The organism is Paenibacillus lacisediminis (assembly GCF_046567315.2).
This window is the reverse complement of sequence record NZ_JBKIAX020000003.1, coordinates 218145-231947: the sequence shown is the minus strand read 5'-3', so window position 1 is coordinate 231947 and position 13803 is coordinate 218145. Positions and strand designations below refer to the sequence as shown.

Below are 13803 nucleotides of genomic sequence, written 5' to 3'. Positions count from 1 at the left end.
GACGATTCCTCCTGTTTCAAGCTCATTCCAAGCTCCCTTCTTTTGCTTCTTTTTTTGGACTCAACCCAGAAGTCGGCGCTTGGCTGCAAAGTCAGTTGGCCAATCCATTCGTTTTGAGTTAACGGCTCTGCATCCCGGATCTTCAGTCTTTCGCTAACGGTTGTAACCAGCGCTTATTTAGCCGAAAAGACGGGGATTCAATATCTAACGGTTGCTCTCGCTCTTATTTGGGTAATAAAGGGCCGAATCTTTGAAATAAGGCAAAATAAGCTCTGTTGCAACCGTTAAATTTGGTTTCCCCTGCATTTTATCGAGATAGCGGCGCTCACAACCGTTAGAATGACGTCGGTCTTGCTTGAAGGAGCTGCGCCGTCCTGATGGCAAGCGCCGCTTTTGCTTTTGCGCCCTTCATTTCGCGCTTCCTTCTTATGGCCGAAGCCGTGTTCCGGCAATTGCCTTTGTTTGCGCGGTCTGCCGTTTAATTGGCCGGTTGGTTGCGGTGGGCGGCATGCTCGAACGCTTGTTTGATCAACTCATAATCGGCTTCCGGCAAAGGCAGACGCGGCGGGCGGGACGGCCCCACTGGGAATCCGGCCAGCTCCATCATGTACTTGATCGACTGGACGAGCTGCGGGCTGGCATCGAAGTGCAGCAACGGCAGCAGCCGGCGGTACAGCGCGGCGGCTTCCTGAACCTTGCCTTGTCTGGCCAGGCCAAACAACTCCACGCCTTCCTGCGGCAAGGCGTTCGGCACCCCGGAAATCCAGCCTGTGGCTCCAAACATCACGCCCTCCATGGCCAAATCGTCAACGCCGATCATCACTTCCAGATCCGTCTGGTCCAGAATATCGTGAACTCGGCGGATGTCGCCGGAAAACTCTTTGACGGCCACGATATGTTCGAGCCCGGAAAGCCGGGCAAGCAGCTGCGGCGTCAAGTCGACCTTGTAATCATGCGGATTGTTGTAGGCGATGATCGGCAGCCCCACCTCATTAAGCGCCTCGTAGTGGGCGATAACTTCATGCTCCAGCGGCCTGTAGTTGATCGGCGGCAAAGCCATCACGCCGGCAGCGCCCGCATCCTTCGCGTGCTTCACCCACTCCACGGCCTGCCGCGTGGAAGGCGCCGCGGAGCCGGGCACCACCGGCACTCGCCCGGCCGCGGCCGCGATCACGGTTTCCACGACTTTGGCCCGTTCTTCGCCGGTCATGGTTGCGTATTCCCCCAATGATCCGGCCGGAACCAGACCGTTCACCCCTTGTGAGATCAGCCAGTCACAAAGCTCGGCCAGACGCTTATAGTCCACCTCATAGCTGTCGGTGAACGGCGTGACGATGGCCACGTAAACCCCTTCAAATCTAGGCATATCGCGATTTCTCCCCTCGCCATATAATTATTCACATAATAAAATATTAATCTAATAAAGTATAAATCCTTCCGGCAACGGATCGGCTGGGTCCAGCAGGAAATTCATAAAACCTAAGAGATGGGCGGTACCCGTAAACCGCGGGATAACGGCCCTACAGCCGTAAGCCGTCGTTACCCCGGAAATGCTTCCAATCGCACGGGCGCCGGTTATCCCTTCATAGATGATCTGCTGGCCTCGCGCAAGCAAACCTCGGGAATAGAGGACTGCCAGATGAGCGCAAGCTCCCGCTCCGCCCGGTGACCGGTCAAGCTGTTCACCGGCGAAAACAGCCGTACTCCGGTAGACGATCTGCGCCGGATCACGGTCATCATGGCAGACATCAAGACTGGCTTCACGGCGGCTACCGGGCCCATCGTCCCTGCGATAAAAAAACACGCCATGGAGCCCCGTACTCCAGTCCACCAGCGGGCGCTTGCCTTGCAGCCGCCCATCCGCCGCCTCGCGGATCAGCCGGGCCCACTCCCGCAGCTTGAGCAGCGGGTACGCTTCACTTGCTCCGAACAAGGAAGAGGTGTCGACGACGGCAAACAACTCTCCGCTGAAGGCAATGTCGACCCTCACCTCCACACCATCAACATTCACCGTAAGCGGCTCGTCATAAGCGAAGCTCGGAACCGGCTCAATCGTAACCGCGCGAACTTCCTCCCCTTCGCAATCGGCAATCGCGCGAACTGTGCCCGCCGGGCAATCGATCAGAACACCCGCGGCGGCTTCGGAAGGCTCCAACTGCCCTGTGGCAATCCAAGCCGTAACTGCGGCGATAATCCCGTGGCCGCTAATGGCTGCCAGGCCTTCCTGGTTCAAGAACAGCAGGCCGAACCGCGCTCCTTTCGTTACCGGTGCCGTGACGACCGCCCCGGTCATCGCCCCGTGCCCTCGCGGCTCGGCCAGCAGCAGCTTCCTTGCGGAATCAAAGTTCCGCCGGAAAAATCCCGCCTTCTCCTGCAGCGTTGCTCCAACCAGCGGCGGCAAGCCGCCGGTAATGATCCTGAGCGGTTCGCCGCCGGAATGCGTATCGATCGCCGCATACCATTTCTTCATGTTCATGTACACCGGCCCCCGAACCCATTCATATTAGAGGTGATTTTGAACTCAAACGATTAAAGCAGAAAGAACCCCTGATTGAGCTTATCCCGATCCTGCAAAACAAACTGGTGGAAACCCGTCACCCAAGCCGATCCGGAGATTTGCGGGATGACCGCCGGCAAGCCGCCTACCGTCGTTTCTTCCACAATCTTGGCCCGGAATAGCGAGCCCACGATGCTCTCATGGACAAACTCCTGTCCTCGGCCAAGCTCCCCCTTGGCGTGAAGCACGGCGACCTTGGCCGAGGTTCCCGTCCCGCACGGGGAACGGTCGATTCCTCCGGGAGGCACGACCACGGTATTCCGGCAATGGGCCAACGGCGATACCGGATCGCTATAGAACTCGATATGGGTAAGCCCGCGAATGACCGGGATTTCGGGATGTACCACCTCAACCAGGCAATTCACCGCTTCACGTATCTTAATGGCCAAACGAACGATTTCCGAGCCCCGCCCGGGAACCAGGGGAAGACGAAGCGGCCGCGCATCGACAAGTCCGTAAAAATTGCCGCCATACGCGATGTCAACGGAGATTTCGCCATGCCCTTCAACATCCACCAACACATCCCTTTTGTATAAAAAAGAGGCGATATTCGTGAACATCACTTGCCGCACTTTTCCCTCTTCGATCTCCAGCTTGGCTTCCACAAGGCCTGCCGGAGTATCGAGCCGAATGACGTCTTTGCCGGCGGGATAGATTCCTCCCTCGATCAGCGCGGTGCAAAGGCCGATCGTATCATGTCCGCACATCGGCAAATATCCGCCGGTTTCAATAAACACTACCCCAATGTCGGCCCGCTCGTCGCAAGGCGGGGTCAAAATGCAGCCGGACATTACCTCATGCCCCCGCGGTTCGAACATCAGCGCGGTGCGGAAATCGTCGTAATGCTCGGACATGTAGACCATCTTTTCCGTCATCGTCCTTCCGCACAGCTCCGGCGCTCCACCGATCACGGTGCGGGTCGGGTTCCCGCCAGTGTGGGTGTCGATCGTGCTCACCAGTTTGGAAATGCTCTTACTCATAACACGGCCTCCTGATGGCGGGAACCGGAGCGAAAGCGGTCATAACGGAGCGGCTCGACCGGGATGCAGGTGGCGGCGCCGCTTAACATTTCGCTCATCACCTTCCCCGTGACTGCGGCCAGGCTGATCCCGTCCCCTTCGTGTCCTGCTGCCACATAAAATCCGGGGATTTCGTCGATGGCGGAAACGATCGGCAGATGATCGGCGGTCCAGGGACGCAAACCCGCGTAGGTGCGCAGCAGCGGTATCCGCTCCAGCGCGGGAAAAAAGCGGATCGCCCGTTCCGCAATCAACCGGATCACCTCCTGATCGACGCGGCAGTTCATCCCTACGAATTGGCGGCTGGAGCCGATCAGGAAGTTCTGCGAGGCGGTTGGTTCGAACACCAGCGCGATGCCGTACTGCTCGAACTTCGGATCCACCTGGCGCGTTCCGCCGAATTTGCTGATCAAATAGCCGAATTCCATCACTTTCCGTTTCCCGATGCTTTCCCAGCGGGAGGCCACGAGAATGTGGCCCTTGCGGGGTTCGATCGGAATGTCGATGCCGGCCATTTGCCCGATCCGCTTGGCCCATACCCCGGCGGCGTTAATGACGAACTTCGCGTGGATCATGCCGCCGGAGGTGTCCACTCCGCGAATCCGGCCCTTCTCGTCCAGCAAAAGCGCCGTCACGGACGTATGTGTACGCAGCCTTGCACCATGGCGGCGGGCGGTGGAAGCCAGCGAATAGGTTAAGAGTACCGGGTTCACCGTAGAATCGGTGGCGCATTCCAAGCCGCCCGGAAGATCGTCCGCCAGATAGGGCCATTCCTCCCGCAGGTCCTGCCGGCCGAGCATACGAAAAGGGAGGCCCGCTTCGCGCTGGCGTGAAACCCAGCTCTCGGCAGCCTGCATCTCCTCCTCGGTCTCGCATACGAGAATGCTGCCGGGGGCCCGGTATTCGAATTCCTCACCGAGCTCCCGGGCCCACTCCGCCACTAATTCCTGCGATTTCAGGGACATTTGGCTGTCAAATCCGGGATCCTTGTCAATCGCCAAAATATTGCCGTCGCATTTGGAGGAGGTGCCCCCGGCGATTTCACCGCGCTCGACCACAACCACGTCCATGCCGGCTTTTGCCGCATAGTAGGCGATGGACATGCCGATGATCCCCCCGCCGATGACGACGACTTCCGCAGCCTCCGATTTCATGGACACGATCCCCCCTTCTTTTATAGAGGTTGTTGAACTCGCATTATAATACGATCAGTTCTTTGTTTGATTTCGTCAGTACCTCAATGCCCGTTTCGGTGATGAGAATGTCATCCTCAATGCGGACGCCGCCGAAACCGGGGATGTAAATCCCGGGCTCCACCGTCAGGATCATCCCTGGCTCGAGCACATCCTCCGTTTTTTGCGAAAACCGCATCGGCTCGTGGATTTCCAAACCAAAGGCATGACCGAGGCCGTGGCCGAAGTAGTCACCGTACCCATAGCCGGCGATACAATCCCTGGCCAGTGCATCCCCTTCCTTCCCCGTCATGCCCGGCTTCAGCCCTTCCAGGGTGGTCCGGTTGGCCTCCAGCACGATCCGGTAAATCTCCTGATGGCGCTCCGTGGGCTCGCCAATAAAGACGGTCCGCGTCAAATCGGAGCAGTAGCCCTCATAGCTCGCCCCGAAATCCAGGGTCACGAACTCATTGACGCCAAGCGGCTTGTCGCTGGCCAGACCGTGCGGCAGCGCGGAGCGTACGCCGGAAGCGACGATCGTGGGATACGCCGACGAAACCGCCCCGTTTTTGCGCATAAAGTATTCCAGCTCCGTAGCCACCTCCCGTTCGGTAACGCCCGGCTTCATGAAGCCCAAAATATGATCAAAAGCTTTTTCCGTAATCTCGATCGCCCGCCGGATATACGCCTGCTCCCGCTCATCTTTGATGCCACGCAGTTTTTCAACGATATTTTCCGTCGGCACCAGCTCGATTCCCTGAAAAAATTTTTCGTACGCTTCATAGCCCGCATAGGTCACCTGATTTTTTTCAAACCCCAACGTTCTAACCCCGGCCACTTCCAGCTTCCCGCGAATCAGCTCAAGCGGTTCGCCCGCCGCCTGCACGACCTCATATGCCCCAGCCTGTTGCGAAGCTTGGTTGGTATAACGAAAATCGGTCACCAGCAAGGCCCGGTCCTGCGTAATCACCACCCAACCCGCGGTGCCGGTGAAGCCGGTCACATATCTGCGGTTATAGGGGCTTGCGATCAACAATCCGTCGATTCCCTGCTGCTTGAGCGCTTCCCGTACCTTTTGGAGACGTTGTGCTTCCATGGATTTAACCCTCCCTTTGCATTTTCAATTCTTCAACCCTTCATCCCGGTTAACGTAATCCCTTCAATAAAATAACGCTGCCCGATAAAAAACACGACAATCACCGGCAAAATCACCACGGTCGAAGCGGCCATCAGCAGATGCCACTGCGCGCTGTGCAGCGATTGGAACATCTGCAGGCCCAGCGCCATCGTAAATTTGCTTTCCTCATTCAAGTACACCAGCGGGCCCATAAAATCGTTCCATGAGTTCATGAAGGAAAATAAACCGATGACGATCAGCGGCGGCTTCGACAAAGGGATGATGATCCGGGAAAAAACCGTCCACGGACCGGCCCCGTCCACATAAGCGGCTTCGTCCATATCCCGCGGGATGCTGGTATAAAACTGCCTTAACAGAAAAATGTCGAAGGCCGAGCCAAACCACACCGGCAGAATAAGCGGGAAGTAAGTGTTGATCAGATCAGCCAGCTTCCAGCCGATAAAGGTCGGAATTAATGTGACCGCACTGGGCAGCATCATGCTCGACAGCAGCAGTCCGAAGAAGAACTTTTTCCCCGGCCAGTTTAACCTGGCATAACTGTAAGCCCCCAGCGAACTGCTGATCAGCGCTCCGGCCAAGCAGCCGATGGTGATGGTTAACGTGTTGCGGAAAAACCGGAAGAAATCGATCGTCGTTAAGGCCTCCACATAGTTCTCCAAGCGAAAGGGCGAAGGTATCCACCTTGGCGGCATCTCAAAAATTTGCAGCGAACTCATCATCGAGCTGCGGACCAGCCAAAATAACGGCAATAGACAGAAGCAGGCCCCTAAAATGAGGATCGCGTAAACGGTCATCTGCGAGATTCGTCGGCTTCTCCGCATAAACGCTACACCTCGCTTTCATAGAACACCCAGGACTTGGATGTGCGGAAAAAGATAACCGTAACCAGCAGGATGATCATAAAGAGAATCCAGGCAATGGCCGACGCCTGCCCCATTTCGCCGAATTGAAACGCCTGGCGGTAAATGTAGTAGTTATAAAACAAGCTGGCATTGTTGGGCCCGCCCTGCGTCATAATCAGCGCCTCGGTAAATACCTGAAATGCTCCGATCGACCCCATGATCAAGTTGAAGAAAATAATCGGCGTCATCATCGGGATCGTGATATGGCGGAACTTCCGGAGCGGGCCGGCGCCATCGACAATGGCCGCTTCATACAAAGACCGCGGCACGCCTTGCAGGCCCGCCAGGAAAATAATGATCGTGCTCCCCATCCCCCACAGGCTCATCAGCACGATGGAAGGAACCACGGTGGTTTCGGAATACAGCCAATCGAGCGTCGGCAAATTCAAGGCTTCCAGGAAGCTGTTGAACAGGCCCAGGTCCGGGCTAAACAGCCAAATCCAAATCATCGAGGACGCGACCGCGGGCACGATGGCCGGCAAATAATAAATCGTGCGGAACACGGATTTGCCGCGGATAAACTCCATGTTCAACAGAAACGCAACGATAAACGAAAAGACCAGGCCGAGCGGAACGCGAAGCACGACATATTTGAAGGTGACCCACAGCGAGTTGTAAAAATATTGATCCGTGCCGTTGAACAGCCGCGTATAATTCGCCAGCCCGATGAATTTGGGCGCATTTACGATCCGGTAATCCGTAAAGCTGAGCAACAGACTGGCGACCATCGGCAAAATGACGAACAGCAACAGCCCGCAGATACTGGGCAGGGCGAACAGGATGCCTGCTAGAGCGATACGGCGTTTATGAAGAATAGGAATCCCCCCAATCATGATGAATGGATAAGTCTGGATATTACCTGCCGTAATATCCTTGAATCAGCGGCTGCACCTTGGGCTCCACCCCCTTCAGCGCTGCTTCGGCCGTCATTTTGCCCGTCCAGACCAAATCGAGGGCTGGCGTTACCAGCGCATTGATTTTGTCCAGATTCTTCACTTCGAAGCCCGGGGTGCGGATGCCGCTTTCAATGGTTTGCTTCATAAAGGCTTCGGTGTATCCTTCCGGATGCGCCTCGTTTCCGGCCGCCCATTTGTTTATCAGGTCCGGATTCGTGTACCATTCTTTTTTCAGCGGCATCCATAAGCCGCCTTCGATCAGCGGCAGCACCGATTCAGGGTCGGCCATATATTTATAGAGCAGCCATGCTTCCTCCGGGTGCTTGGTCGAGTTGAAAATGACCGTCGGCGCCCCATCCAAAAGGGTATTGCTGACTTTAAGCTTCGGCAGCACCCCAACCCCCAAATTAAAATCCTGTTCTGCAAACGCTTGCAAAGCCCAGTTCCCTGAGACCGTCATGGCGACTTTTTTCGTCTGCAGCGCTGTATCGGGCAGGTTTTTGGTTTGCATCGGGGTGGGCGAAACATGGTGAACATACATCAGATCCGCCAGCTTTTGGATCGCCTCGATCGCCTCCGGCTGGGCCAGCCCAAACCCTTTTCCATCCTCCGTCAAAAAGTTGCCGCCATTAGAAACCACCGCCGCCATCATATTGTAGGGATCGTATTGAAGGCCGTACTGTCTGATTTTGTCCGGGTTAAAGTTGGGATCAAGCGCATTTCTTCCCTGGTCATCCAGCGTTAATTTTCTGGCAAATTCCACAAACGTATCCCAATCCCAGGCTTTATCCGCGTCGGTCGGGGGCAGTTCTACGCCCGCTTCCAGCAGCAGATCCTTGTTATACATGAGTCCGTATCCTTCCACCGCGGTGCTCATCCCGATGATGTTGCCGGGAGCGATTTCGTACCATACCTGGTCGAGATAATCCTCCTTTTTAAAATCCGGGTCCTTTTCGATAAGCGGGGCGAGATTCAGCAGTTTTCCGTCCGCGCCCCAGCTCAAAGCGGCACCGGAGGACAAATAACCGAGATCCGGGGCGACATTCCCCGCCACCATGGTCGTCAGTTTGGTTAAATAATCGGCCGGAACGTGCATCGGCTCCACCTGAATTCCGGTCTCCTGCTCAAAACGTTCGAGCGCTTCCGTAACCGTTTTTTTCTCAATCGTATCCCCCCAGAAGGAGAACTTTAGCGTGATCTTTTCTTCACTGCCGCCCTGGGTCCCGCCCTGGCTTTCGGAGGTTCCTCCGCTGTTCGAACAGGCCGATAACACGACGGTGACGGCAAGAACCGCCGCTAAAGCCAATCCCGCAAAACGCCTTGCACTCATCATCCCCTAACCCTCCATTCAGCTAAAAATGATTTGTATATTTATTGTAAAAAATCACGGTTCTAAAAAGAATTCGAACATTTTTGGATTGGTGGAGGATTTTTATTTGTTGGTTAAAATGTGTGTTCAACCTTTTTAAGGCAAGCGGATGTGTACTTGGGTCCCTTTCCCTTCTTGCGAAGTAATGGATACGCCGTAGGCTTCCCCGTAAATAAGCTTGATTCTTTTGTCCACGTTGTGGATGCCGATGGAGCCGCTCTGCATTTCGGATAATTGCTCCAGCCTATGGGCGGGAATGCCTATGCCGTTGTCTTCCACCGTGAACACGCGCTCGCCGCCCTCCATCCGGCCCCGGATCATAATCCTTCCCCCGGTATGCAGGCGGGAAAAACCGTGGACAATCGCATTTTCGACAAACGGCTGCAGAAACAGCTTGGGAACTTTATACGAATACAGCTCGGGGGAAATGTCATAGGTGACGGTAAACTTACCCTCAAAACGCTCGTTCGTCAGAAAAATATAATGCCGGAGCCAATTTAAATCCTCCGCCAAATCACCGATGTCACGGCTGTTTTCGGAGGTGTACTGCAGCATGGCGGACAAGCTGACGATCATCCGGCTCAGCTCTTTCTGCTCGTTCTCCAGCGCCGTCCAATTCATGATGTTTAAGGTGTTGTACAAAAAATGCGGATTCAGCTGGATATTCAGCGACATGATTTGCGTCTCTTTTTCCCTGAGCTTGACCTTGTAATTCTCTTCGATTAAATTTTTGATTTTTACGTTCATTTGGTTGTATTTATGAATCAACAACCCCATCTCGTTGTAAGACTCCACCGGGATGCGGGTATCGAATTCTCCTTCACCCGTCTTTTTGATCGCCCGCAGCAGTTGATGAATCGGCCTGGTGATCGAATTGGCGAACAACAACGCCAGCAGGAGCGAAACGATCAGCAGGAGCAACGTTAAATAGAAGGTATAGGACCTGATATCCGGTAAAAACGCGGCTCCCAAAGCTTCCGGCGAGATGGTAACCGCGGAAATCCAACCCGTCTCTTCGGACGTATCAAAGCAAACGATCAGCGGCTGGCCGTCCTCCATCATCGTCAAAGTCCCGCTTTTCAACCTGGTCATTTCCTCCAGCCAATCCGGCTTACCGGCAGCATATGTCCGCTTCATATCCGTACCGGCAACCACCTCTCCCCCCGGGCTTACAATAAAAAAAGCAGCTCCTGCGGAAGGGAGCGCATTTTCGAACCGGGCACGGTAATAATCCGGCTTATAGGTGATGAGCAGCACCGGGAGCTCGGCTTTGCCTTGCAGCTCGATTACTTCGCCATTGTTGATTTTGAACAGTTTGAGCAAGCGTACCCCGGCCAGCAGCCGGAAGTATTCCGGCGGGTTGGACGGGTTGATTTCCTGCTGGAACATTTGCGCAAACGAAAAGGTAGGGACCCACGCCAGCCCCCCGTCCCCTTTTACCGCAGCCTGGTATAGACTGGTCTCGTTAAAATTTTCATAAGGGATCAATGCGGAAGCTCCCGTCGGGCCGATGTTGGAATAGCTGGTGATTAAATGGAGCGAATACATGTCCTGCAAATCGGGAAAGTATTTGTTGAGCGCGCGGCTGACCTTTTTTTCCATCGTAATCATGCTGTATTCGTCCTTCGGGTTCGCATGCAAATATTGCTCGTACAGCATCTGCTCCGCAATCAGGGCGAGGCTGCTTTCCTCCACCCGGGCGAGCTCGGCGTCGATGATTTCGTTGTTTTGCTTCACGATGGAGTAAAGGTTTTGCCGGGCGAATTCGGAGACGAATTCCCTGCTGGAGAAATAATATTTAGAGCTGAGGATGCCAAGCGGAATCGTGATAATGAGGGCATAGGATAAAAAAAGTTTGGTCCTGTAGCGAAGATCCTTTAATCGCGGCAAACCGTAGCGTCCTCTCAAATGACATCCCTTCCTTATTCAGCGAATGGCGGACAGATGGCGGTATTCTTCCGGACTTGTGCCGAATTCCTTGCGAAACAGGCGGATAAAGTACTTAACATCCTTATAGCCGACGTTTTCGGCAATTTGGTATACCTTTTGCGAGGTATGCAGCAGCAGCTTTGCCGCCGCCTTCATGCGGGTTTGGGTAATGTATTGGTGGATGGTCATACGCGAATGCGTTTTGAAAAGGTTGCAAAAATACGAAGGATTAAAATGAAATTTCGCGGCCAGCGTGCTTAGCGACAAATCTTCTTCATGGTAATGCGTGTCAATATAAGTTTTGCAGCTTTCGATAATCATCTCGGCTTTACATCGCTTCCGGTCATTCGGGCGATCGCTCAACGCGAAAAGCCATTCCCTGGACGCCTTCGAGGCGGCGAGACGCACGGTATTTGCTTTTTGTTCCGCTTTCGCCAGCAGCGGCGCGATTCTGTCCTCTTCTACCGGCTTGAGCAAATAATCGCGGGCGCCAAGCTGGAGCGCGCGCTGCGCATAAGCAAACTCCGAATACGCGCTCATAATAATAACGCATTCGTTCCCGCCGCGGCGGGTCAAGTGCTCCACAAATTCGAGCCCGCCCATGACCGGCATTTGAATGTCCGTAAAAACCAGGTCAATGGGATGAACGCTGATGCTTTCAAGCGCCTCCGCACCGTCCCTGGCATGAAAAATGTTGTGCTTCGGGTTTAGCCCCTGAAGCATCCGCGACAGCCCTTTCCGGTGCTTCGGTTCGTCGTCCACGACCAAAATGTTCAGCATTTTCCATCCCCTCTTTTTCCGCCATTAAGCTTTGGAATCGGAGCAAAACACCGACAAATACTTGACCTCATCCGTCACCGGCGTATATTTATGATTTTCGAAGGAGTCGAAATACAAGCTGTCGCCGGCGTTTAGCGTATACGCTTCGTTGCCTACGTAATAGATCATGGTGCCTTCCAGAACATAAATAAATTCCTGTCCGACATGAGACAGCGTTCGTTTGCCCGTCTTCCCCTTCCTGGCCACAAAATAAAACGGCTGCATCAATTTCTCCGGCCGTTCCGCCGCAATCGCGGAAAAGGAATACCCTTTATCGGTGCGGACCATTTTATCCAGGCTCGCCGTTTTCGTGGTGTGTACGGTTCCATGCAGATCACTGTCATCGAGCAGCACGGAGACTTTGGTGCCCAACGCTTCGGCAATCTTGATGAGCGTGCCGATCGGGGGCACCGTTTTCCCGTTTTCGATTTTGGACAACAGGCTTTTCGTAAATCCGCAAACTTTGGCGATGTCGTCCAGACTGCGGTTTTGTGCTTTACGGATCTTTCGGATTTTACTGCCCAGTTCCACGTGAGTTATCCCCTAAATAAAAATGAATTCAACTTGGTTTAATCAAATGAAACAACATTTAATTGGAATTGTCAATAAATTTTAACAAATTGATCGGGGTAATTTAACATAACTGTGATTCTTGTTATACCTATTGGCAACAATTATACTTTTTGATATAATGACGCTTGTTGGTTAAAAATTTAAAATGCTTCACTTGGAGGAGCCTGTCACCAAGGGAGTGGTATGTCATTTTCGGCATAACATTCCCGTGGTTGCAGGCTCTTTTTGCATTTTTTTTAATTTTTTCCGCACAATTCACTTCAATGGAGGACGATTGACATGCTGATTTTAGAACTGGCCATTATTCTGATTGCATCTAAATTAGCCGGAGATCTAAGCGTAAGATTACGGCAGCCTGCGGTTTTGGGGAAGCTGCTCATCGGCATTCTGCTTGGCCCCGCAGTGTTGGGCTTGATCCATGAAACCGATATTCTCGATGAAATAAGCCAGATCGGCGTCATAATACTCATGTTTATCGCGGGGCTGGAAACGGATGCGGGTGAATTCAAGAAAACCGGCAAAGCCTCCGCTTATGTAGGTTTAGCCGGCATCGCCCTTCCTTTCGGATTGGGATATCTATCGGGTGTTCTTATCGGCATGCCCGTATTTGAGGCCATTTTTCTCGGGCTGCTGCTGTCCGCGACAAGCGTCAGCATTTCGGTACAAGCACTGAAAGAAATGGGCAGGCTCAAATCCAGAGAGGGAGCTACAATCCTGGGGGCGGCCGTGATTGACGATGTTCTCGTCATTATCCTGCTGGCCTTTGTCATGAGCTTCGCCGGCGGTGACGTAAACTTGGGAATGATTATTTTGAAGAAGTTCGCGTTTTTTGCGGCTGCGATTGGTTTGAGTTGGAAAGTTGTCCCTTGGGTGCTGCGCAAGTTCTCTCCGCTCCGCGTGTCGGAGTCGGTCATCTCCGCAGCATTGATCATTTGCTTCCTGTTTGCTTACATGGCTGAATTCGCTGGTGTGGCTGCCATTATCGGGGCGTATATTGCGGGGGTGGCAATCAGCCTTACCACGTATAAACATGAGGTTACCGAAAAAATCGAAACGATTGGATACGCCGTGTTTGTCCCCGTGTTTTTTACGACGATTGGCGTAAAGGTCGACTTTTCCGCGGTTTCCTCCCAGTTTGGGCTGATTGCCGGATTAAGCGTGCTGGCCATTGCCACCAAATTATTGGGATCGGCCTTTGGGGCTAAAGCCTCCGGCTTCGGTTGGCGAAGCGCCCTGGCAATCGGCGCGGCGATGGTGTCCCGGGGCGAAGTCGCGCTGATCATTGCCGCCATCGGTCAAGAAGCCGGGCTGCTGAACGAAGGGATGTTCGCCGTCATTGTACTGGTCGTGCTGGTTACTACGATCGTCACCCCGCCGATGATGAAGCTGTTTTTTAGCGAAAAGGAGAATGAGCCCGGCACGCTGTAGC

At 53.9% G+C, this 13803-nt stretch carries 12 protein-coding genes; 1 reads left to right on the top strand and 11 read right to left on the bottom strand.

The window, feature by feature from the left end:
• Positions 1–478: 478 nt before the first annotated feature.
• The 11 genes from ACLD72_RS07235 to ACLD72_RS07185 all read right to left on the bottom strand — a co-directional run bounded on the left by ACLD72_RS07235 (position 479) and on the right by ACLD72_RS07185 (position 12332).
• Positions 479–1366 carry a dihydrodipicolinate synthase family protein gene (locus tag ACLD72_RS07235; RefSeq protein WP_411002188.1) on the bottom strand — a complete coding sequence of 296 codons (888 nt, stop codon included), beginning with the start codon at positions 1364–1366 and terminating at the stop codon, positions 479–481.
• Between the two features lie 51 nt (positions 1367–1417).
• Positions 1418–2476, bottom strand: coding sequence for a proline racemase family protein (locus ACLD72_RS07230; protein WP_411002189.1), 1059 nt, complete (start codon positions 2474–2476; stop codon positions 1418–1420).
• Positions 2477–2529: 53 nt separating this feature from the next.
• Complete coding sequence (locus ACLD72_RS07225) at positions 2530–3537, bottom strand: proline racemase family protein (protein WP_411002190.1); 1008 nt, start codon at positions 3535–3537, stop codon at positions 2530–2532.
• Positions 3534–4730 (bottom strand): NAD(P)/FAD-dependent oxidoreductase, encoded by a 1197-nt coding sequence (locus ACLD72_RS07220; protein ID WP_411002191.1) that lies wholly within the window; start codon positions 4728–4730, stop codon positions 3534–3536. Before ACLD72_RS07220 ends, ACLD72_RS07225 begins: the two co-directional genes overlap by 4 nt.
• Before the next feature lie 43 nt (positions 4731–4773).
• Positions 4774–5844, bottom strand: coding sequence for a M24 family metallopeptidase (locus ACLD72_RS07215; protein ID WP_411002192.1), 1071 nt, complete (start codon positions 5842–5844; stop codon positions 4774–4776).
• Between the two features lie 32 nt (positions 5845–5876).
• Entirely contained in the window at positions 5877–6707 is an 831-nt protein-coding gene (locus tag ACLD72_RS07210; protein WP_411002193.1) for a carbohydrate ABC transporter permease, read from the bottom strand.
• 5 nt (positions 6708–6712) lie between these two features.
• Positions 6713–7621, bottom strand: coding sequence for a carbohydrate ABC transporter permease (locus ACLD72_RS07205; RefSeq protein WP_458475662.1), 909 nt, complete (start codon positions 7619–7621; stop codon positions 6713–6715).
• A 22-nt stretch (positions 7622–7643) separates the two neighbouring features.
• Positions 7644–9017 (bottom strand): ABC transporter substrate-binding protein, encoded by a 1374-nt coding sequence (locus tag ACLD72_RS07200; protein WP_411002195.1) that lies wholly within the window; start codon positions 9015–9017, stop codon positions 7644–7646.
• A 132-nt stretch (positions 9018–9149) separates the two neighbouring features.
• Positions 9150–10961, bottom strand: a complete 1812-nt coding sequence (locus tag ACLD72_RS07195) for a cache domain-containing sensor histidine kinase (protein ID WP_458475661.1) — start codon at positions 10959–10961, stop codon at positions 9150–9152.
• Between the two features lie 18 nt (positions 10962–10979).
• A complete protein-coding gene (locus ACLD72_RS07190) occupies positions 10980–11762 on the bottom strand; it encodes a response regulator (RefSeq protein WP_411002197.1) in 783 nt (260 codons plus the stop codon).
• 24 nt (positions 11763–11786) lie between these two features.
• Positions 11787–12332, bottom strand: a complete 546-nt coding sequence (locus ACLD72_RS07185) for a helix-turn-helix domain-containing protein (RefSeq protein WP_411002198.1) — start codon at positions 12330–12332, stop codon at positions 11787–11789.
• Positions 12333–12653: 321 nt separating this feature from the next.
• Here ACLD72_RS07185 and ACLD72_RS07180 point away from each other — a divergent pair, with 321 nt between their 5' ends.
• Positions 12654–13802, top strand: coding sequence for a cation:proton antiporter (locus ACLD72_RS07180; protein WP_411002199.1), 1149 nt, complete (start codon positions 12654–12656; stop codon positions 13800–13802).
• Position 13803 lies beyond the last annotated feature (1 nt).

Coding starts and splice junctions, on each gene's coding strand:
- ACLD72_RS07190 (WP_411002197.1), bottom strand. CDS start 11,762: ATGCTGAACATTTTGGTCGTGGACGACGAACCGAAGCACCGGAAAGGG.
- ACLD72_RS07215 (WP_411002192.1), bottom strand. CDS start 5,844: ATGGAAGCACAACGTCTCCAAAAGGTACGGGAAGCGCTCAAGCAGCAG.
- ACLD72_RS07205 (WP_458475662.1), bottom strand. CDS start 7,621: ATGATTGGGGGGATTCCTATTCTTCATAAACGCCGTATCGCTCTAGCA.
- ACLD72_RS07235 (WP_411002188.1), bottom strand. CDS start 1,366: ATGCCTAGATTTGAAGGGGTTTACGTGGCCATCGTCACGCCGTTCACC.
- ACLD72_RS07225 (WP_411002190.1), bottom strand. CDS start 3,537: ATGAGTAAGAGCATTTCCAAACTGGTGAGCACGATCGACACCCACACT.
- ACLD72_RS07210 (WP_411002193.1), bottom strand. CDS start 6,707: ATGCGGAGAAGCCGACGAATCTCGCAGATGACCGTTTACGCGATCCTC.
- ACLD72_RS07230 (WP_411002189.1), bottom strand. CDS start 2,476: ATGAACATGAAGAAATGGTATGCGGCGATCGATACGCATTCCGGCGGC.
- ACLD72_RS07220 (WP_411002191.1), bottom strand. CDS start 4,730: ATGAAATCGGAGGCTGCGGAAGTCGTCGTCATCGGCGGGGGGATCATC.
- ACLD72_RS07200 (WP_411002195.1), bottom strand. CDS start 9,017: ATGATGAGTGCAAGGCGTTTTGCGGGATTGGCTTTAGCGGCGGTTCTT.
- ACLD72_RS07180 (WP_411002199.1), top strand. CDS start 12,654: ATGCTGATTTTAGAACTGGCCATTATTCTGATTGCATCTAAATTAGCC.